Here is a 16,208-nt window from a genome sequence, read left to right on the forward strand (position 1 = left end):
GGAACTGAGAGATGTCGCGTCGCCATCGCGCAGAGAAGCGTGAGGTTCTCCCGGATCCGAAGTTCGGGGACGTCGTCCTCAGCCGTTTCATGAACGTGCTGATGTATGACGGGAAGAAGAGCACCGCCGAGGGTATCGTGTACGGTGCCATGGACACGCTGAAGCGTCGTGGCGGCGCGAACAGCGACCCGCTGCGCCTGTTCCATGAAGCCATGGACAACGTGAAGCCGGCCGTCGAGGTGCGTTCGCGCCGCGTCGGTGGTGCCACCTACCAGGTGCCGGTCGAGGTTCGTCCCGAACGGCGCCAGGCCCTTGCGATCCGTTGGATCATCGAGTCTGCCCGCAAGCGTGGCGAGCACACGATGGAGGATCGCCTCTCGGCCGAGCTGATGGATGCGGCTAACAACCGCGGCGCGGCCGTGAAGAAGCGCGAAGACACGCACCGGATGGCAGAGGCCAACAAGGCCTTCAGCCACTACCGCTGGTAACCCATAGAAGACCCATCCGGGCAGAGGCACGAAAATGGCGAAGGCGAAGTTCGAGCGGACCAAGCCGCACTGCAACATTGGCACGATTGGCCATGTTGACCACGGCAAGACGTCGCTGACGGCTGCGATCACGAAGGTTCTGGCGAAGTCGGGCGGTGCGTCCTTCACGGCCTACGACCAGATCGACAAGGCTCCGGAGGAGCGGGCGCGCGGCATCACGATCTCGACGGCCCACGTCGAGTACGAGACGGCCAACCGCCACTACGCGCATGTGGACTGCCCCGGCCACGCCGACTACGTGAAGAACATGATCACGGGCGCGGCGCAGATGGACGGCGCGATCCTGGTGGTGTCGGCCGCCGACGGCCCAATGCCGCAGACGCGCGAGCACATCCTGCTCGCCCGCCAGGTCGGCGTGCCGGCGCTGGTCGTATTCCTGAACAAGGTCGACATGGCCGACCCCGACCTGCTGGAGCTGGTCGAGATGGAGGTGCGCGAGCTGCTGTCGTCCTACCAGTTCCCGGGCGACGACATCCCGATCATCCACGGCTCGGCGCTGATGGCGCTCGAGGACAAGCAGCCCGAGATCGGCGAGCAGGCGATCCTGAAGCTGATGGAGGCGGTGGACGCCTACATCCCGCAGCCGGAGCGCGCGGTGGACCTGCCGTTCCTGATGCCGGTCGAGGACGTGTTCTCGATCTCCGGCCGCGGCACGGTGGTGACCGGTCGCGTCGAGCGCGGCATCGTCAAGGTTGGCGAGGAAGTCGAGATCGTCGGCCTGAAGGACACCGTGAAGACGACGGTGACGGGCGTCGAGATGTTCCGCAAGCTGCTGGACAGCGGGATGGCGGGCGACAACATCGGCGCGCTGCTGCGCGGCACCAAGCGCGAGGACGTCGAGCGCGGGCAGGTGCTGAGCAAGCCCGGCTCGATCACGCCGCACACGCAGTTCAAGGCCGAGGCCTACATCCTCACCAAGGAGGAGGGTGGCCGCCACACGCCGTTCTTCACGAACTACCGGCCGCAGTTCTACTTCCGCACGACCGACGTGACGGGCGTGGTGCAGCTGCCCGAGGGCGTGGAGATGGTGATGCCGGGCGACAACGTGGCGATGACGGTCGAGCTGATCGCCCCCATCGCCATGGACCAGGGCCTGCGCTTCGCCATCCGCGAGGGCGGCCGCACCGTCGGCGCCGGCGTCGTGGCCAGCATCGAGAAGTAATTCAGATGGCCGCTGACGCACAAAATATCCGGATCCGCCTCAAGGCGTTCGACCACCGCGTGCTGGATGGCAGCACGCGGGAGATCGTGAACACCGCGAAGCGGACCGGTGCTCGGGTGCGGGGTCCTATCCCGCTTCCGACCCACATCGAGCGGTTCACCGTGAACCGCTCCCCGCACGTCGATAAGAAGTCGCGCGAGCAGTTCGAGATTCGGACGCATCGTCGTCTTCTGGACATCGTCGACCCCACCCCGCAGACCGTGGACGCGCTGATGAAGCTCGACCTGGCCTCCGGTGTGGATGTCGAGATCAAGATCTAGGTCTGAGGGGCGCATACACCATGGCCGCGAAAGATGGCCGCACTGGCCTGATCGCCCGGAAGCTGGGCATGTCCCGGCTGTTCAACGAGGACGGCTCCACCGTGCCGGTGACGCTGCTGCACGTGGATGACGTTCGCGTCGTGGCGGTGCGCTCCGCCGACAAGGACGGCTACACCGCCGTGCAACTCGGCATCGGGCACGCGAAGGCGAAGAACGTGTCCAAGCCGAACCGGGCGCACTTCGCTAAGTCGGGCGTTGAGGCGCCTGCGAAGGTTGTCGAGTTCCGCACTGCTTCGGATGCGGTGCTTGAGGCTGGCGCGAAGCTCAGCCCCGCACACTTCGTTAAGGGGCAGAAGATCGACGTCACCGGCGTCAGCAAGGGCAAGGGCTTCGCCGGTGCGATGAAGCGCTGGAACTTCGCTGGCCTCGAGGCATCGCACGGCGTCTCGATCAGCCACCGTTCGCACGGCTCGACCGGTAATCGTCAGGACCCGGGTAAGACCTTCAAGAACAAGAAGATGGCCGGCCACCTCGGCGTCGAGCGCATCACCACCCAGAATCTGGAGGTGGCGGGCGTGGACGTGGAGAAGGGCCTGCTCTTCGTGAAGGGTGCTGTTCCGGGCGCCGAGAACAGCTACGTCATGGTGCGCGACGCTGTGAAGCGGAAGCGCCACGCCGACGCGCCGTATCCGGCGGCAACGGCCTGAGGATCGGGTGATGCAGGTGAAAGTCATCACGCTCGACAACGCCGAGGCCGGCGAGATCGAGCTCCCCGCAGAAGTGTTCGGGGCCGAGCCGCGCGCGGATATTATGGCGCGGGTCGTGCACTGGCAGCTGGCCAAGCGCCGCGCCGGAACGCACAAGGTTAAGGGCATGGGTGAGGTCTCCGGGACCACCAAGAAGCCGTATCGCCAGAAGGGTACCGGCAATGCCCGTCAGGGATCGCTGCGTGCCCCGCAGTTCCGCACCGGTGGCGTGGTCCATGGCCCCGTGGTGCGCAGCCACGAGTACAGCTTGCCGAAGAAGGTTCGTCGTCTGGGCCTGATCAGCGCGCTCAGCGAGAAGGCTGCCAATGGGAAGCTGGTGGTGCTTGATGCCGCTGCTCCCGGCGAAGCAGCTAAGACCAAGACCCTCGCCGCCCAGGTGAAGGCGTTCGGCTGGAACAGTGCCCTGTTTTTCGACGCGACGCCCGATGCCGGGCTGCTGCGTGCGGCGCGGAATATTCCGAGGATCCAGGTGCTGCCGACGGTCGGCGCCAATGTTTACGACATCGTGCGCCACGACGTGCTCGTCGTGACCCGCGCCGGCGTCGAAGCGCTGAAGGAGCGCCTATCGTGAGCGAGACCAAGGCGAAGAAGCCGGTCATCTCGCAGGAGCGGATGTACCAGCTGATCGTTTCTCCCGTGATTACGGAGAAGGCGACGGTCCTGAACGAGGTGGGCCAGGTGACCTTCAAGGTCGCTTCGGATGCGACGAAGCCTGAAATCAAGGCCGCGGTCGAGGGCCTGTTCGGCGTGAACGTTACGGCCGTCAACACGGTTGTGGTGAAGGGCAAGTCCAAGCGCTTCCGCGGTCGTCCTGGCCAGCGGTCGGATTGGAAGAAGGCGATCGTCAGCCTGGCCGAAGGCCAGAGCATCGATCTGACGACGGGGCTCGCGTAAGCCATGGCGCTGAAGCAATTCAATCCGGTCACGCCGAGCCTCCGCGGCACAGTGCTGGTCGATCGTTCGGAGCTGTGGAAGGGGAAGCCCGTCAAGCAGCTGACCGAGGGCAAGAACCACACGGGCGGCCGCAATAATCATGGTCGCACGACGGTCCGGTTCCGGGGCGGTGGACACAAGCAGTCCTACCGGTATGTCGACTTCAAGCGCCGCACGAAGTTCAATGTGCCCGCGACGGTCGAGCGGCTGGAGTACGATCCGAACCGCACCGCCTGGATCGCATTGATCAAGTATCAGGACGGCGAACTGTCCTACATCATTGCCCCGCAGCGCCTGAAAGCGGGTGATACGGTGATCGCCGGCGACCGCGTCGACATCAAGCCGGGCAACGCCATGCCGCTGGCTTCTATCCCCGTGGGCACGATCGTGCACGCGCTGGAGATGAAGCCGGGCGCCGGCGCCAAGATCGCCCGATCGGCCGGCACCTACTGCCAGCTGGTCGGCAAGGATGCAGGCTACGCGCAGGTGAAGCTGATGTCGGGTGAGGTGCGGCTGCTCCGCGCTGAGTGCCTGGCCTCAATCGGGGCCGTGTCGAACCCGGACAACTCCAACCAGCAGCTCGGCAAGGCCGGGCGTCGCCGCTGGATGGGCTTCCGTCCGCATAACCGCGGTGTCGTCATGAACCCGGTCGACCACCCGCACGGTGGTGGTGAGGGCCGGACCTCGGGCGGACGTCATCCGGTCACGCCCTGGGGCAAGCCGACCAAGGGCTACAAGACCCGCACCAACAAGCGCACGGACCGTCTCATCGTCCGTCGCCGCACCGCGAAGAAGGGCTGATCGCCATGTCGCGCAGCGTATGGAAGGGGCCGTTTGTCGACGGCTACCTGCTCAACAAGGCGGAGGCGGCTCGTAGCTCCACGCGCAACGAGATCATTAAGATCTGGTCGCGTCGCAGCACGATCCTCCCGCAGTTCGTGGGCCTGACCTTCGGCGTCTACAACGGCAAGAAGTTCATCCCCGTCCAGGTGTCCGAGAACATGGTGGGCCACAAGTTCGGCGAGTTCTCGCCGACGCGCACCTTCACCGGGCACTCCTCGGACAAGAAGGCCAAGCGGGGCTGATCCGATGAGCAAGCCGAAGCACGAGCGCAGCCTCGCCGAGACCGAGGCTCAGGCCGTCACCCGGAACATCCGGGTGTCACCGCGCAAGCTGAACTTGGCCGCCGGCCTGATCCGCGGGCGCGCCGCGTCCGACGCGGTCGCCGTGCTGACCTTCAGCAAGCGTCGTATTTCTGACACGGTGAAGAAGACGCTCGAGAGCGCCATCGCGAACGCCGAGAACAATCACAGCCTGGATGTGGACAAGCTGGTGGTTGCTCGGGTCGAAGTGGGTCGTTCGATCGTTATGAAGCGCTTCCAGGCACGCGGCCGCGGCAAGGCCGCCCGCGTGGAGAAGTGGTTCAGCCACCTGAAGATCGTCGTCGCCGAGCAGCAGCCGGCGCCGGTGGCCGAGGAGGCCGCGTAAGATGGGTCATAAAGTCAATCCGATCGGGCTTCGGCTCGGCATCAACCGCACCTGGGACAGCCGCTGGTACGCCGGCGACGCCGACTACTCCGGCCTGCTCCATGACGACCTGAAGCTGCGGAACAAGCTGCGCGAGCGCCTGAAGGGCGCCGGCGTCGCCAAGGTGGTGATCGAGCGCCCGGCCAAGAAGCCGCGCGTGACCATCCACGCCGCCCGGCCCGGGGTTGTCATCGGGAAGAAGGGTGCCGATATCGAGGTGCTGCGCAAGGACCTGGCGAAGATGGCCGGGGCCGAGGTGGCGCTTAATATCGTCGAGATCCGCAAGCCGGAGCTGGATGCCACCCTGGTGGCCGAGAGCATCGCGCAGCAGCTCGAGCGTCGCGTGGCCTTTCGCCGCGCGATGAAGCGCGCCGTGCAGTCCGCCATGCGCCTTGGCGCCGGCGGAATTCGCATCAACTGCTCCGGCCGTCTCGGTGGGGCCGAGATCGCGCGCATGGAGTGGTATCGCGAGGGCCGCGTTCCTCTGCACACCCTCCGCGCCGATATCGACTTCGGCGTGGCGACCGCGAAGACCACCTACGGCACCTGCGGTGTGAAGGTGTGGATCTTCAAGGGCGAGGTCATGGCGCACGACCCGATGGCGCAGGACAAGCGCGCCGCCGAGCAGGCGCCGCAGCGCTGAGCGACAGGCTGAGGAACACGTATCATGTTGTCGCCGAAGCGCACGACGTACCGTAAGGCCCATAAGGGCCGCATCAAGGGCGTGGCCAAGGGCGGGTTCACCCTGTCCTTCGGCGGTTACGGCCTGAAGGCGCTGGAGCCGGAGCGGGTTACCGCCCGGCAGATCGAGGCGGCTCGCCGCGCGATCACCCGCGCGATGAAGCGCCAGGGCCGCGTGTGGATCCGGATCTTCCCGGACCTGCCCGTTTCCACCAAGCCTGCCGAGGTCCGCATGGGCTCCGGTAAGGGTGCCCCCGAGTACTGGGTGGCCCGCATCAAGCCGGGTCGTATCATGTTCGAGATCGACGGCGTGAGCCAGGAGACGGCGCGTGAGGCGCTGGCTCTGGGTGCCGCCAAGCTGCCGATCAAGACGAAGGTCGTGGCCCGCCTGGGCGCGGCGGAGGCCTGAAGGCAATGACGAAGATCGCGGATGTCCGCGGCAAGACCGCGGACGAGCTGAAGACGATGTTGCTCGACCTGCGGAAGGAGCAGTTCAACCTGCGCTTCCAGCGGGCGACCGGGCAGCTTGAGGCTGTTGGGCGAATTCGTGCTGTTCGGCGCGACATCGCTCGTGTAAAGACCGTCCTGGGCCAGCAGGCCCGCCAATCCCAGAAGTCCTGAGAGGAGACCGCGGCATATGCCGAAGCGCGTCCTCAGCGGGCGGGTGACGAGCGACAAGCAGGACAAGACCGTAACGGTCTTGGTCGAGCGTCGCGTGATGCACCCGCTCTATAAGAAATTCATCCGGCGCTCGAAGAAGTACGCCGCGCATGACGAGACGAACCTGTGCCGCGAGGGCGACATGGTGTCGATCGAGGAGTGCCGGCCGATCTCCAAGCGCAAGTCTTGGCTTGTCGTCCAGCGTAATGGCGAGACCGTCGCGCGTCCCGCGGCCTATGAGCTGCTCGAGAACATCGAGCTCGGCGACGAGGTGTCGGCGTGATCCAGGTTGAGTCCAATCTCGACGTCGCTGATAACTCCGGCGCCCGTCGCGTTCAGTGCATCAAGGTGCTGGGCGGCTCCAAGCGCAAGACGGCGTCGGTCGGTGACATCATTGTGGTGTCGGTCAAGGACGCCATTCCCCGCGCCAAGGTGAAGAAGGGCGAAGTGCATCGCGCCGTGATCGTGCGGACGGCTTATGCCGTGCGCCGTCAGGACGGCACCGCCATTCGATTCGACAACAACGCGGCCGTGCTGATCAATAAGCAGAACGAGCCTATCGGGACCCGCATCTTCGGTCCGGTGGTGCGTGAGCTGCGTGCCCGCAAGTACATGAAGATCATCTCCCTGGCTCCGGAGGTGCTGTGATGGCTGCGAAGATCAAGAAGGGCGATCGCGTCCAGGTCCTCGCCGGCAAGGATAAGGGCAAGCGCGGCGAGGTTCTCTCGGTCTCCCCGACCGAGAACCGGGCCGTGGTGCAGGGCGTCAACATCGTGAAGCGCCACGCCAAGCCGCAGGGCATGAACCAGCCCGGTGGCATCCAGGAGAAGGAGGCGCCGATCCACCTCTCCAACCTGGCGCTGATCGACCCGAAGAGCGACAAGCCGACCCGCGTCGGCTTCCGCCTTGACGGTGACAAGAAGGTCCGGGTGGCAAAGGCCTCCGGCGAGGTGATCGCATGAGCGACGCGAGCACGAAGGAGCTGCCGCGCCTGCAGCAGCAGTACCTTGAGCAGGTCCGCAAGGCCCTGGCGGAGGAGTTCGGCTATAAGAACCCGATGGAGGTTCCGAAGCTGGAGAAGATCGTCATCAACATGGGTGTTGGCGAAGCGGCGGGCGACCAGAAGAAGCTGGATGCAGCCGTGGCTGAGCTGACTGTCATCGCCGGCCAGAAGCCGGTGAAGACCAAGGCCAAGAAGGCGATCGCCGGCTTCAAGATCCGAGAGGGTCAGGCAATCGGCACGAAGGTGACGCTGCGGCGCGCCCGGATGTACGAGTTCCTGGACCGTCTGGTGACGATCGCGCTTCCCCGCGTGCGTGACTTCCGCGGCGTATCGGGCAAGGGCTTCGATGGACGTGGCAATTACGCCATGGGCCTGAAGGAGCAGATCATCTTCCCCGAGATCGCCTACGACAAGGTCGACGCGATCCGCGGCATGGACATCGTCTTCGTCACCACGGCGAAGACGGACAAGGAAGCGAAGGCCCTGCTCAAGGGCTTCCAGCTTCCCTTCATCAATTGATCTTGGAAAACCGCCCGGCAACCCGGGCAGGTTCCGGAGGACACTGATCGAATGGCCAAGACTTCGTCAGTCGAGAAGAATAAGCATCGTATGCACCTGGCCAAGGCGCATGCCGCGAAGCGCGCCGCTCTGAAGAAGACGGTGATGGATCGCGAGCTGCCCGTTGAGGACCGCTTCGAAGCGACGATCAAGCTGGCGCAGCTGCCGCGGAACGGGGCGAAGAACCGCATCCGCCTGCGTTGCGAGCTGACCGGGCGTCCGCGCGGCAACTACCGCAAGTTCAAGCTGAGCCGGAACATGCTCCGGGAGCTGGCCTCGAACGGTCAGATCCCGGGGCTGGTCAAGGCCTCCTGGTAAGGTAAGGGGCCATGCAGCTCTCCGATCCGCTGGGTGACATGCTCACCCGTATCCGCAACGGCCAGCGCGCTCGTCAGGCGCGCGTCGTTTCCCCCGCATCCCGTCTTCGTTCGGATGTCCTCGAGGTCCTCAAGCGCGAGGGCTACATCCGTGGCTACCGCGGCGAGGAGCTTCGCCCGGGTATCCGCGTGCTCGACATCGAGCTGAAGTACGCTGAGGGCGAGCCCGCCATCAAGGAGATCACGCGCGTGTCCAAGCCGGGGCGGCGGGTGTACTCCAAGATCAAGGAACTGCCGAAGTTCTATAATGGTCTCGGCATCTCCATCCTCTCCACGCCCCGTGGCGTGATGAGCGACCTCGAGGCCCGCGCTGCCAATGTCGGCGGCGAGGTTCTCTGCCGCGTGTTCTGACGGAGGGCAGAGGAAGATGTCTCGCGTAGGCAAGTATCCGGTGAAGGTGCCATCTGGCGTAACCCTCACCGTTCAGGACAATGTCGTTGTCGCCAAGGGCAAGCTCGGCGAGCTTCGCCTGCCGCTGACCGACAAGGTTGATGTCACCGTTGCAGACGGTGAGGTGGCGGTGGCCCCGCGAGGGGATGACCGCGCTGCTCGGACGATGTGGGGCACCACGCGCTCCCTCATCAACGGCATGGTGACCGGTGTCTCCACCGGCTTCTCCAAGTCGATGGAGATCACGGGCACCGGCTACCGTGCGGCGGTGCAGGGGAAGGAGCTCGTGCTCAACCTCGGCTACTCCCACGAGATCCGGTATCCGATCCCCGACGGGATCAAGATCACGACTGAGCGTCCCACGGCCATCCGGGTTGAGGGCGCGGACAAGCAGCGTGTCGGCCAGGTCGCGGCGGAGATCCGGGCGTATCGTGGTCCCGAGCCCTACAAGGGCAAGGGGATCAAGTACGACAACGAGACGATCCTCCGGAAGGAGGGTAAGAAGAAGTAATGGCGAACAAGCTCGCACTGACGCAGCGCCGGCGTTCGCGCACGCGCTACCAGATCAAGCTGAAGGGCGCGGGGCGGGTACGCCTCTCCGTCCATCGCTCGGGGCGGCACATCTACGCCCAGGTCATCGACGACACGCAGGGTCGCACCCTCGCCTCGGCGTCCACGCTCGAGAAGGCCGTCCGCGAGGGCAGCAAGACGGGCGCCGACACCGATGCGGCGGCGGCAATCGGCAAGCTGGTGGCCGAGCGCGCGCTCGCGGCTGGCGTGACCGAGGTGGTCTTCGACCGCGGTCCCTATCTCTACCACGGCCGGGTCAAGGCCCTGGCGGACGGCGCCCGCGAGGGCGGGCTGTCGTTCTGAGGAGCCGATAAGAATGGCATACGCACCGCGTTCCAACGCGCCGCGTCCTGGTGGTGAGGGCGCCGGCGACGGCGACCGCCGCCGCGGCCGCGGCCGTCGTGACGACAATCGCGATCCCCGCCAGGATCGCGAGCAGGACGAGTTCAAGGACAAGCTCGTTACCATCAACCGCGTCGCCAAGGTCGTGAAGGGCGGCCGGCGCTTCTCCTTCGCGGCCCTCGTGGTCGTGGGCGATGAGAAGGGCCGGGTCGGCTGGGGCGCCGGCAAGGCGCGCGAGGTGCCGGAGGCGATCCGCAAGGCGACTGAGCGGGCCAAGCGCGGCCTGATCCGCGTGCCGATGCGCGAGGGCCGGACGCTTCATCACGATGTGATCGGTGAGTTCGGCGCCGGGCGAGTGATCCTGCGCGCGGCCCCGGCCGGTACTGGCATCATCGCGGGTGGCCCGATGCGTGCCGTGTTCGAGGTTCTGGGCATGGGCGACGTTGTCGCGAAGTGCACGGGCACCACGAACCCGCACAACATGGTCAAGGCGACCTTCGCCGGTCTCGCCCGTTGCTCCTCCCCCCGGGCGGTAGCGGCGCGGCGCGGCAAGAAGGTCGCCGACCTCCTGCCCAATTCGCGCGCCGGCGAGGCGCCCGCGACGGAGGCCGCCGGTGTCTGACGTGACGAAGAAGACGGTGAAGGTGACCCAGATCGGGTCGCCGATCGGCCGCAAGCCTGGTCAGCGTGAGACGCTGATCGGCCTCGGCCTGAACAAGATGCACCGCTCGCGCGAGCTCGAGGACACCCCTGCCGTGCAGGGGATGATCCGCAAGGTTGCGCATCTGGTTAAGGTGGGCTGATCCAATGAAGCTCAATGAGCTGCGCGACAACGAGGGTGCCCGCCCGAAGTTCAAGCGCATCGGCCGGGGCATTGGCTCCGGCAAGGGCAAGACGGGTGGGCGCGGCGTCAAGGGCCAGAAGGCCCGTACTGGCGTGTCGCTCAACGGGTTCGAGGGCGGTCAGCTGCCGCTGTATCGCCGCCTGCCCAAGCGCGGGTTCAAGAACCCGTTCCGCCGGGAGTATGCGGTCCTCAACCTCGGCGCGCTCGACAAGGCACTGGAGGCTGGTGTCCTTCAAGCTGGCGAGACAGTGGACGAGGCTGCCCTGTCCAAGGCTGGTCTGGTCCGGCTCAACGGCAAGGCCGGCGTGCGCCTTCTCGCCAAGGGCGAGATCAAGCGAGCTGTGACTGTTTCCGTTGCCGGCGCCTCTGCAGCGGCGATCGCGGCTGTCCAGGCCGCTGGTGGCAGCGTCACGGTGCGGGACGCGGCGACTGAGGAAGCGCCGGCGGCTTGACCGGCGCTACTGCGGCCCCGACCTGAAATGATGTAGTGTGCTGCGGCGCCGCGGGATCTCCCTCGGCGCCGCAGTCGTGAGAAAGAGGCATCCCATGGCTTCCGCCGCCGAGCAGCTCGCGGCCAATCTCAACCTCGGTGTGCTCTCCCGCGCGACCGAGCTTAAGAATCGGCTCTGGTTCACCCTCGGTGCGCTGATTGTGTACCGTCTGGGCACCTACATTCCTGTGCCCGGCGTCGATGCCGCGGTCATGGCCGAGATCCTGTCCCAGCATGGCGGCGGCATCCTCGGCATGTTCGATATGTTCACGGGCGGGGCGCTCGGCCGGATGACGGTCTTCGCCCTCAATATCATGCCGTACATCTCGGCCTCGATCATCGTGCAGCTGATGTCGGCGGCCATCCCGGCCTGGGAGACCCTGAAGAAGGAAGGGGAGTCCGGGCGGAAGAAGCTCAACCAGTACACGCGATACCTGACGGTGCTGATCGCCTTCTTCCAGGCCTATGGGATCGCAGTGGGGCTGGAGGGAATGCGGGGGAATTTCGGCGCCGCTGTTCTGGACCCCGGCCTGTTCTTCCGGGTGTCATGTGTGACGACCCTGGTGGGCGGGACCATGTTCCTGATGTGGCTGGGCGAGCAGATTACGGCCCGAGGCGTCGGCAATGGGATTTCCCTGATTATCTTCGCGGGCATCGTGGCTAATCTACCCCATGCGCTGGTGAGCACGTTGGAGCTCGGGCGAACGGGGGCCTTGTCCGCCTTCTTCATCATCTTCTTCCTCGTCATGGCGCTGGCCGTGATCGCCTTCGTGGTGTTCATGGAGCGCGCCCAGCGCAAGATCCCGGTGCAGTACCCCAAGCGGCAGGTCGGAAACCGGATGTTCGGGGGCGACTCCACTCACCTGCCCCTGAAGCTGAATACGGCCGGTGTCATCCCGCCGATCTTCGCCTCCTCGCTGCTCCTGCTACCCGCGACCTTCTCGGGCTTCGCCGCGACACAGGGAGAGGACACCTGGCTGAGCCGCGCCGCCGCCATGCTTGCCCATGGCCAGCCCCTCTACATGGGCCTCTATGTCGCGCTCATCATCTTCTTCGCTTTCTTCTACACGGCGGTTGTCTTCAACCCCCAGGAGACGGCGGACAACCTGAAGAAGTACGGTGGCTTCGTGCCGGGAATTCGCCCCGGCGCGGCCACGGCGGAATATTTCGACCGGGTGCTCACCAGGCTGACCCTCGTCGGTGCCGTCTATCTCTGCATCGTGTGCCTGATCCCCGAGTTCCTGATCAGCCAGTACGGGGTGCCCTTCTACTTCGGCGGTACCAGCCTGCTCATCATCGTCTCGGTGACCATGGACACGGTCGCCCAGGTGCAGTCCCATCTCTTCGCGCATCAGTACGAAGGCCTGATTCGGAAGGCCCGGGTCGGTGGCCGGGGAGCCGGTCCTGCGCCCGTCACCCCGCGCGGAGGGAGCTCCCGTCGATGAACCTAATCCTTCTGGGGCCGCCTGGGGCGGGGAAGGGGACCCAGGCCAAGATCCTCCAGGATCGCCACGGCATCGCGCAGATTTCCACTGGCGACATGCTGCGGGCCGAGGTCAAGTCGGGCTCCGAGATCGGGAACGAGGCGAAGGCGATCATGGAGCGGGGCGAGCTCGTTCCTGATGCGATCATCACGGCGATGCTGGCGATCCGTGTGCAGAAGCCTGACTGCGCCCGGGGCTTCATCCTGGATGGCTTCCCCCGCACGGTGCCCCAGGCGGAGGCGCTGGACGTCATGCTCGAGGAGATGGGACTGGCCCTGAACCACGTAATCGAGCTGAAGGTGGACGACACTGCGCTCGTCGAGCGGATCGCCGGGCGCTTCACCTGTTCCGCTTGCGGGGCGGGCTACCACGACCGCTTCAAGCCGACCCAGATCCCGGGCGTTTGCGACGTCTGCGGCAGCCACGATTTCACGCGGCGGGCCGACGACAAGGCCGAGACCGTAGCGGCCCGGCTGGACGCCTATCATCGGCAAACGGCGCCTTTGCTTCCCTATTACGAGGCGCAGGGCAAGCTGAAGGGAGTGGACGGCATGGCCGACATGGCGACCGTCTCCGGCCAGATCGAGGCCATCCTCGATGGGGCTTGACTCTCGGGTCACCGGTCCGTAAATCGCCCATCTTCGCGGCTGGGCCTCGCTCTGCCGCAATTCCGCTTGCACTGGCGCCGAGGTGCCAGGGCCGCATTGGCCTCGCTGATCAGGCGGGGACAGGATCACCTCGCCGGGCGGCTTCGCCGACCGGCCCGAACGGAGCCCAGAGCTCCAGGAGAGAGACGTGGCGCGCATCGCCGGCGTGAACATCCCCGACAACAAGCGCGTGCACATCTCGCTGCGCTACATCTATGGAATCGGCCCGAAGAACGCGGCCGACATCTGCGCCTCCCTGGGCATCCCCGAGGAGCGTCGGGTGAATCAGCTCTCCGAGGATGAGCTGCTCCGCCTCCGCGAGATGATGGACCGCGACTACCGCGTGGAGGGTGATCTCCGCCGCGAGGTGGCGATGAACATCAAGCGGCTGATGGACATGGCCTGCTACCGCGGCCTGCGTCATCGCCGTGGCCTGCCGGTTCGCGGCCAGCGCACCCACACGAACGCGCGCACCCGCAAGGGCAAGGCCGTGGCGATCGCCGGCAAGAAGAAGGTGACGAAGTAAGATGGCGCGTCAGCCGAACGCGGGCTCCCGCCCCCGCAAGAAGGAGCGGAAGAACATCTCTTCCGGCGTGGCGCACGTCCTCGCCTCCTTCAACAACACGATCGTCACGATCACGGACAGCCAGGGCAACGCGATCGCCTGGTCGTCCTCCGGCTCCCAGGGCTTCAAGGGCAGCCGCAAGTCCACCCCCTACGCCGCGCAGGTTGCGGCGGAGGATGCGGGCAAGAAGGCGCGCGAGCACGGCATGGAGACGCTGGAGATCATGGTCTCCGGTCCCGGCTCGGGCCGCGAGAGCGCGCTTCGTGCCCTGCAGGCCGTCGGCTTCTACGTCACCGCGATCAAGGACGTGACGCCGATCCCGCATAATGGCTGCCGCCCTCGCAAGCGGCGCCGCGTCTGAGGGGTACCCCACCATGAGTGGCGCGATGGATCGCAACTGGCGTTCCCTCATCAAGCCCGAGCGTCTGGACGTGGAGGGGGGCAACGACCCCTCCCGTACCGCGACGATCGTCGCGGAGCCGCTGGAGCGCGGCTTCGGCATGACGCTCGGCAACGCCCTGCGCCGCATCCTGCTGTCCTCCCTTCAGGGCGCGGCAGTGACGGCTGTGCAGATCGACGGCGCGCTGCACGAGTTCAGCAGCCTTCCTGGCGTGCGCGAGGACGTGACGGACATCGTCCTGAACATCAAGCGCCTGGCTATCCGGATGCAGGGCGAGGGCTCCAAGCGCCTCTCCCTCACCGCGACCGGCCCTGGCGAGGTGACGGCTGGCCAGATCCAGGTGACGGGCGATATCGAGATCGCGAACCCGGAGCTGGTCATCTGCACGCTGGATGACGGCGCGCGGCTGAATGCTGAGCTGACGGTGGCGACCGGCAAGGGCTATGTCCCCGCGGCGGAGAACCGTCCCGAGGATGCGCCAATCGGCCTCATCCCCGTCGACGCGATCTACTCCCCCGTGCGCCGCGTGGCCTATCGGGTGGAGCCCACCCGCGTCGGCCAGCGCACGGACTACGACAAGCTCGTGCTCACGGTGGAGACGGACGGCACGGTCACGCCGGATGACGCGGTGGCCCTGGCCGCCCGCATCCTGCAGGACCAGCTCCAGCTCTTCATCAACTTCGACGAGCCGCGCGAGGCGCGTGCCGCCGAGGTCGAGGACGACCTGCCGTTCAACCGCAACCTGCTCCGCAAGGTGGACGAGCTCGAGCTCTCCGTCCGCTCGGCGAACTGCCTGAAGAACGACAACATCGTCTATATCGGCGATCTCGTTCAGAAGTCCGAGCAGGAGATGCTGCGCACGCCGAATTTCGGCCGCAAGTCGCTGAACGAGATCAAGGAGGTCCTCACCTCCATGGGTCTTCAGCTCGGCATGAACGTCCCGGGCTGGCCGCCCGAGAACATCGAGGACCTGGCCCGCAAGGTCGACGAGCCGTTCTGAGCGGCTGCGTAAGGAAGGACGAGTAGTCAGATGCGTCACGGGGTTTCGGGCCGGAAGCTCGGCGTCACCTCCGCCCACCGGATCTCCATGTTCCGCAACATGGCGACCAGCCTGCTCAAGCACGAGCAGATCACGACCACGCTGCCGAAGGCGAAGGAGCTTCGCCCTTATGTCGAGCGCATCATCACGCTCGGCAAGCGCGGTGACCTGCATGCCCGCCGTCAGGCGGCCGCGCAGATCCGCGACGAGGCGGTGGTCCGCAAGCTGTTCGACACGCTGGCGCCGCGCTACGCCGCGCGCACCGGCGGCTACACCCGCGTACTCCGCGCCGGCATCCGCTACGGCGATGCGGCGCAGATGGCGGTGATCGAGCTGGTCGAGCGCGATGTGGCGGCCAAGGGTCTCGACAGCGGGCCCAAGCCCGAGGTTGCGGAGGCCGAGACGGCTGAGGCGTGATCACGCCTGGTCGTAGCGATCGGAGAAGGGCGGGTGGGAGACCACTCGCCCTTCTGCTTTTCGTGGCCCTCATCGTCTCGCCGGCCCGGGCGCAGGCGCCGGCAGAGCCCTCTGTGCTGACCCTGGCGGGGCAGTCCGTCGCGACGCTCGCGAGGCATCCGGACCTGTCGATCGGCTTCCGGTCTGTCACGCGCGGCCGGCAGACCTATGTGTTGCGGCATCTCCGCGCCGCTGATCCGGGGTCGCTCCAGGTCGCGGAGGATCGTTACGTCTATGGCTGGACCTGCGACGGGGCGGATTGCGCGCGGGACGGCCTGTTCCTTGGCTATGACAGCGAGACCGAGCGCTTCTACCTTCTCCTGCTGGATGAGGGTGTCGCGAGCCTCACCGTTCCCACCCGCGGCGCTCCCTGGCCCGGCCCGCTGGCCCGGGCGGTGCTCGCCGTGAAGCCCGACCTTCGCTCATTCCGAGCCGAGTAGCGCCC

30 protein-coding genes are annotated in these 16,208 nt (G+C 66.2%); all 30 read left to right on the forward strand.

The window, feature by feature from the left end; genetic code table 11:
• Positions 1-11: 11 nt before the first annotated feature.
• The 30 genes from rpsG to FHS87_RS12490 all read left to right on the forward strand — a co-directional run bounded on the left by rpsG (position 12) and on the right by FHS87_RS12490 (position 16,203).
• Complete coding sequence (rpsG, locus tag FHS87_RS12345) at positions 12-488, forward strand: 30S ribosomal protein S7 (protein WP_184518573.1); 477 nt, start codon at positions 12-14, stop codon at positions 486-488.
• Positions 489-522: 34 nt separating this feature from the next.
• On the forward strand, positions 523-1,710 hold the full coding sequence (gene tuf / locus FHS87_RS12350; RefSeq protein WP_184518542.1) for an elongation factor Tu: 1,188 nt from the start codon (positions 523-525) through the stop codon (positions 1,708-1,710).
• 5 nt (positions 1,711-1,715) lie between these two features.
• Positions 1,716-2,030, forward strand: a complete 315-nt coding sequence (gene rpsJ, locus FHS87_RS12355; protein WP_043835383.1) for a 30S ribosomal protein S10 — start codon at positions 1,716-1,718, stop codon at positions 2,028-2,030.
• A 20-nt stretch (positions 2,031-2,050) separates the two neighbouring features.
• Positions 2,051-2,737 (forward strand): 50S ribosomal protein L3, encoded by a 687-nt coding sequence (rplC, locus tag FHS87_RS12360; protein ID WP_184518576.1) that lies wholly within the window; start codon positions 2,051-2,053, stop codon positions 2,735-2,737.
• 10 nt (positions 2,738-2,747) lie between these two features.
• Complete coding sequence (gene rplD, locus FHS87_RS12365; RefSeq protein WP_184518579.1) at positions 2,748-3,368, forward strand: 50S ribosomal protein L4; 621 nt, start codon at positions 2,748-2,750, stop codon at positions 3,366-3,368.
• A gap of 26 nt (positions 3,369-3,394) precedes the next feature.
• Entirely contained in the window at positions 3,395-3,691 is a 297-nt protein-coding gene (locus tag FHS87_RS12370) for a 50S ribosomal protein L23 (protein WP_456306616.1), read from the forward strand.
• Positions 3,692-3,694: 3 nt separating this feature from the next.
• On the forward strand, positions 3,695-4,531 hold the full coding sequence (gene rplB, locus FHS87_RS12375; protein WP_184518581.1) for a 50S ribosomal protein L2: 837 nt from the start codon (positions 3,695-3,697) through the stop codon (positions 4,529-4,531).
• A 5-nt stretch (positions 4,532-4,536) separates the two neighbouring features.
• The gene (rpsS, locus tag FHS87_RS12380) at positions 4,537-4,815 is read left to right on the forward strand and encodes a 30S ribosomal protein S19 (protein ID WP_073130835.1); all 279 of its coding nucleotides are present in this window, start codon (positions 4,537-4,539) and stop codon (positions 4,813-4,815) included.
• Between the two features lie 4 nt (positions 4,816-4,819).
• On the forward strand, positions 4,820-5,218 hold the full coding sequence (gene rplV, locus FHS87_RS12385) for a 50S ribosomal protein L22 (RefSeq protein WP_073130838.1): 399 nt from the start codon (positions 4,820-4,822) through the stop codon (positions 5,216-5,218).
• Position 5,219: 1 nt separating this feature from the next.
• Entirely contained in the window at positions 5,220-5,900 is a 681-nt protein-coding gene (gene rpsC / locus FHS87_RS12390; RefSeq protein WP_184518583.1) for a 30S ribosomal protein S3, read from the forward strand.
• 24 nt (positions 5,901-5,924) lie between these two features.
• The gene (gene rplP, locus FHS87_RS12395; protein ID WP_073130842.1) at positions 5,925-6,347 is read left to right on the forward strand and encodes a 50S ribosomal protein L16; all 423 of its coding nucleotides are present in this window, start codon (positions 5,925-5,927) and stop codon (positions 6,345-6,347) included.
• A gap of 5 nt (positions 6,348-6,352) precedes the next feature.
• A complete protein-coding gene (gene rpmC, locus FHS87_RS12400) occupies positions 6,353-6,559 on the forward strand; it encodes a 50S ribosomal protein L29 (RefSeq protein WP_073130843.1) in 207 nt (68 codons plus the stop codon).
• Positions 6,560-6,575: 16 nt separating this feature from the next.
• Positions 6,576-6,881 (forward strand): 30S ribosomal protein S17, encoded by a 306-nt coding sequence (gene rpsQ / locus FHS87_RS12405; protein ID WP_184518585.1) that lies wholly within the window; start codon positions 6,576-6,578, stop codon positions 6,879-6,881.
• On the forward strand, positions 6,878-7,246 hold the full coding sequence (gene rplN / locus FHS87_RS12410; protein ID WP_073130847.1) for a 50S ribosomal protein L14: 369 nt from the start codon (positions 6,878-6,880) through the stop codon (positions 7,244-7,246). The genes rpsQ and rplN overlap by 4 nt, the downstream gene beginning before the upstream one ends.
• Complete coding sequence (gene rplX, locus FHS87_RS12415) at positions 7,246-7,560, forward strand: 50S ribosomal protein L24 (protein WP_184518587.1); 315 nt, start codon at positions 7,246-7,248, stop codon at positions 7,558-7,560. Before rplN ends, rplX begins: the two co-directional genes overlap by 1 nt.
• Positions 7,557-8,120, forward strand: coding sequence for a 50S ribosomal protein L5 (gene rplE / locus FHS87_RS12420; RefSeq protein ID WP_184518589.1), 564 nt, complete (start codon positions 7,557-7,559; stop codon positions 8,118-8,120). Before rplX ends, rplE begins: the two co-directional genes overlap by 4 nt.
• Before the next feature lie 51 nt (positions 8,121-8,171).
• Complete coding sequence (rpsN, locus tag FHS87_RS12425) at positions 8,172-8,477, forward strand: 30S ribosomal protein S14 (protein ID WP_073130852.1); 306 nt, start codon at positions 8,172-8,174, stop codon at positions 8,475-8,477.
• Between the two features lie 11 nt (positions 8,478-8,488).
• The gene (gene rpsH, locus FHS87_RS12430) at positions 8,489-8,887 is read left to right on the forward strand and encodes a 30S ribosomal protein S8 (protein ID WP_184518591.1); all 399 of its coding nucleotides are present in this window, start codon (positions 8,489-8,491) and stop codon (positions 8,885-8,887) included.
• Between the two features lie 16 nt (positions 8,888-8,903).
• Positions 8,904-9,437 carry a 50S ribosomal protein L6 gene (gene rplF, locus FHS87_RS12435; RefSeq protein WP_184518593.1) on the forward strand — a complete coding sequence of 178 codons (534 nt, stop codon included), beginning with the start codon at positions 8,904-8,906 and terminating at the stop codon, positions 9,435-9,437.
• Complete coding sequence (gene rplR / locus FHS87_RS12440; protein ID WP_184518596.1) at positions 9,437-9,799, forward strand: 50S ribosomal protein L18; 363 nt, start codon at positions 9,437-9,439, stop codon at positions 9,797-9,799. The genes rplF and rplR overlap by 1 nt, the downstream gene beginning before the upstream one ends.
• A gap of 13 nt (positions 9,800-9,812) precedes the next feature.
• Positions 9,813-10,460: a 30S ribosomal protein S5 gene (gene rpsE / locus FHS87_RS12445; protein WP_184518599.1), complete on the forward strand. Its 648-nt coding sequence runs from the start codon at positions 9,813-9,815 to the stop codon at positions 10,458-10,460.
• A complete protein-coding gene (gene rpmD, locus FHS87_RS12450) occupies positions 10,453-10,641 on the forward strand; it encodes a 50S ribosomal protein L30 (protein WP_184518602.1) in 189 nt (62 codons plus the stop codon). Before rpsE ends, rpmD begins: the two co-directional genes overlap by 8 nt.
• 4 nt (positions 10,642-10,645) lie before the next feature.
• Positions 10,646-11,134, forward strand: coding sequence for a 50S ribosomal protein L15 (gene rplO / locus FHS87_RS12455; RefSeq protein ID WP_184518605.1), 489 nt, complete (start codon positions 10,646-10,648; stop codon positions 11,132-11,134).
• A gap of 94 nt (positions 11,135-11,228) precedes the next feature.
• Positions 11,229-12,617, forward strand: coding sequence for a preprotein translocase subunit SecY (secY, locus tag FHS87_RS12460; protein ID WP_184518608.1), 1,389 nt, complete (start codon positions 11,229-11,231; stop codon positions 12,615-12,617).
• Positions 12,614-13,264 (forward strand): adenylate kinase, encoded by a 651-nt coding sequence (locus FHS87_RS12465; RefSeq protein ID WP_184518612.1) that lies wholly within the window; start codon positions 12,614-12,616, stop codon positions 13,262-13,264. Before secY ends, FHS87_RS12465 begins: the two co-directional genes overlap by 4 nt.
• 187 nt (positions 13,265-13,451) lie before the next feature.
• The gene (gene rpsM / locus FHS87_RS12470; RefSeq protein ID WP_184518614.1) at positions 13,452-13,829 is read left to right on the forward strand and encodes a 30S ribosomal protein S13; all 378 of its coding nucleotides are present in this window, start codon (positions 13,452-13,454) and stop codon (positions 13,827-13,829) included.
• 1 nt (position 13,830) lies between these two features.
• Complete coding sequence (rpsK, locus tag FHS87_RS12475) at positions 13,831-14,229, forward strand: 30S ribosomal protein S11 (RefSeq protein ID WP_043835425.1); 399 nt, start codon at positions 13,831-13,833, stop codon at positions 14,227-14,229.
• 25 nt (positions 14,230-14,254) lie between these two features.
• Positions 14,255-15,268, forward strand: coding sequence for a DNA-directed RNA polymerase subunit alpha (locus FHS87_RS12480; RefSeq protein WP_246418359.1), 1,014 nt, complete (start codon positions 14,255-14,257; stop codon positions 15,266-15,268).
• 30 nt (positions 15,269-15,298) lie between these two features.
• Entirely contained in the window at positions 15,299-15,724 is a 426-nt protein-coding gene (gene rplQ, locus FHS87_RS12485) for a 50S ribosomal protein L17 (protein WP_184518620.1), read from the forward strand.
• Positions 15,725-15,837: 113 nt separating this feature from the next.
• On the forward strand, positions 15,838-16,203 hold the full coding sequence (locus FHS87_RS12490) for a hypothetical protein (RefSeq protein ID WP_184518624.1): 366 nt from the start codon (positions 15,838-15,840) through the stop codon (positions 16,201-16,203).
• The last annotated feature ends 5 nt before the right edge of the window (positions 16,204-16,208 follow it).

Origin of the sequence: Muricoccus pecuniae (genome assembly GCF_014199205.1) — a bacterium.
Taxonomy (GTDB): domain Bacteria; phylum Pseudomonadota; class Alphaproteobacteria; order Acetobacterales; family Acetobacteraceae; genus Roseomonas; species Roseomonas pecuniae.

Excerpts from the sequence above, each read along its gene's own strand:
- rpsG (WP_184518573.1), top strand. The coding sequence starts at position 12 with ATGTCGCGTCGCCATCGCGCAGAGAAGCGTGAGGTTCTCCCGGATCCG.
- rplF (WP_184518593.1), top strand. The coding sequence starts at position 8,904 with ATGTCTCGCGTAGGCAAGTATCCGGTGAAGGTGCCATCTGGCGTAACC.
- rplB (WP_184518581.1), top strand. The coding sequence starts at position 3,695 with ATGGCGCTGAAGCAATTCAATCCGGTCACGCCGAGCCTCCGCGGCACA.
- rplR (WP_184518596.1), top strand. The coding sequence starts at position 9,437 with ATGGCGAACAAGCTCGCACTGACGCAGCGCCGGCGTTCGCGCACGCGC.
- rplV (WP_073130838.1), top strand. The coding sequence starts at position 4,820 with ATGAGCAAGCCGAAGCACGAGCGCAGCCTCGCCGAGACCGAGGCTCAG.
- rplC (WP_184518576.1), top strand. The coding sequence starts at position 2,051 with ATGGCCGCGAAAGATGGCCGCACTGGCCTGATCGCCCGGAAGCTGGGC.
- FHS87_RS12480 (WP_246418359.1), top strand. The coding sequence starts at position 14,255 with ATGGATCGCAACTGGCGTTCCCTCATCAAGCCCGAGCGTCTGGACGTG.
- rplE (WP_184518589.1), top strand. The coding sequence starts at position 7,557 with ATGAGCGACGCGAGCACGAAGGAGCTGCCGCGCCTGCAGCAGCAGTAC.
- rpsE (WP_184518599.1), top strand. The coding sequence starts at position 9,813 with ATGGCATACGCACCGCGTTCCAACGCGCCGCGTCCTGGTGGTGAGGGC.
- rplX (WP_184518587.1), top strand. The coding sequence starts at position 7,246 with ATGGCTGCGAAGATCAAGAAGGGCGATCGCGTCCAGGTCCTCGCCGGC.
- rpsH (WP_184518591.1), top strand. The coding sequence starts at position 8,489 with ATGCAGCTCTCCGATCCGCTGGGTGACATGCTCACCCGTATCCGCAAC.
- FHS87_RS12465 (WP_184518612.1), top strand. The coding sequence starts at position 12,614 with ATGAACCTAATCCTTCTGGGGCCGCCTGGGGCGGGGAAGGGGACCCAG.
- tuf (WP_184518542.1), top strand. The coding sequence starts at position 523 with ATGGCGAAGGCGAAGTTCGAGCGGACCAAGCCGCACTGCAACATTGGC.
- rpsJ (WP_043835383.1), top strand. The coding sequence starts at position 1,716 with ATGGCCGCTGACGCACAAAATATCCGGATCCGCCTCAAGGCGTTCGAC.
- rpsN (WP_073130852.1), top strand. The coding sequence starts at position 8,172 with ATGGCCAAGACTTCGTCAGTCGAGAAGAATAAGCATCGTATGCACCTG.
- rpsS (WP_073130835.1), top strand. The coding sequence starts at position 4,537 with ATGTCGCGCAGCGTATGGAAGGGGCCGTTTGTCGACGGCTACCTGCTC.
- secY (WP_184518608.1), top strand. The coding sequence starts at position 11,229 with ATGGCTTCCGCCGCCGAGCAGCTCGCGGCCAATCTCAACCTCGGTGTG.
- rpsQ (WP_184518585.1), top strand. The coding sequence starts at position 6,576 with ATGCCGAAGCGCGTCCTCAGCGGGCGGGTGACGAGCGACAAGCAGGAC.
- rpsC (WP_184518583.1), top strand. The coding sequence starts at position 5,220 with ATGGGTCATAAAGTCAATCCGATCGGGCTTCGGCTCGGCATCAACCGC.
- rpsK (WP_043835425.1), top strand. The coding sequence starts at position 13,831 with ATGGCGCGTCAGCCGAACGCGGGCTCCCGCCCCCGCAAGAAGGAGCGG.
- rpmC (WP_073130843.1), top strand. The coding sequence starts at position 6,353 with ATGACGAAGATCGCGGATGTCCGCGGCAAGACCGCGGACGAGCTGAAG.
- rplO (WP_184518605.1), top strand. The coding sequence starts at position 10,646 with ATGAAGCTCAATGAGCTGCGCGACAACGAGGGTGCCCGCCCGAAGTTC.
- rplP (WP_073130842.1), top strand. The coding sequence starts at position 5,925 with ATGTTGTCGCCGAAGCGCACGACGTACCGTAAGGCCCATAAGGGCCGC.
- rplQ (WP_184518620.1), top strand. The coding sequence starts at position 15,299 with ATGCGTCACGGGGTTTCGGGCCGGAAGCTCGGCGTCACCTCCGCCCAC.
- rplD (WP_184518579.1), top strand. The coding sequence starts at position 2,748 with ATGCAGGTGAAAGTCATCACGCTCGACAACGCCGAGGCCGGCGAGATC.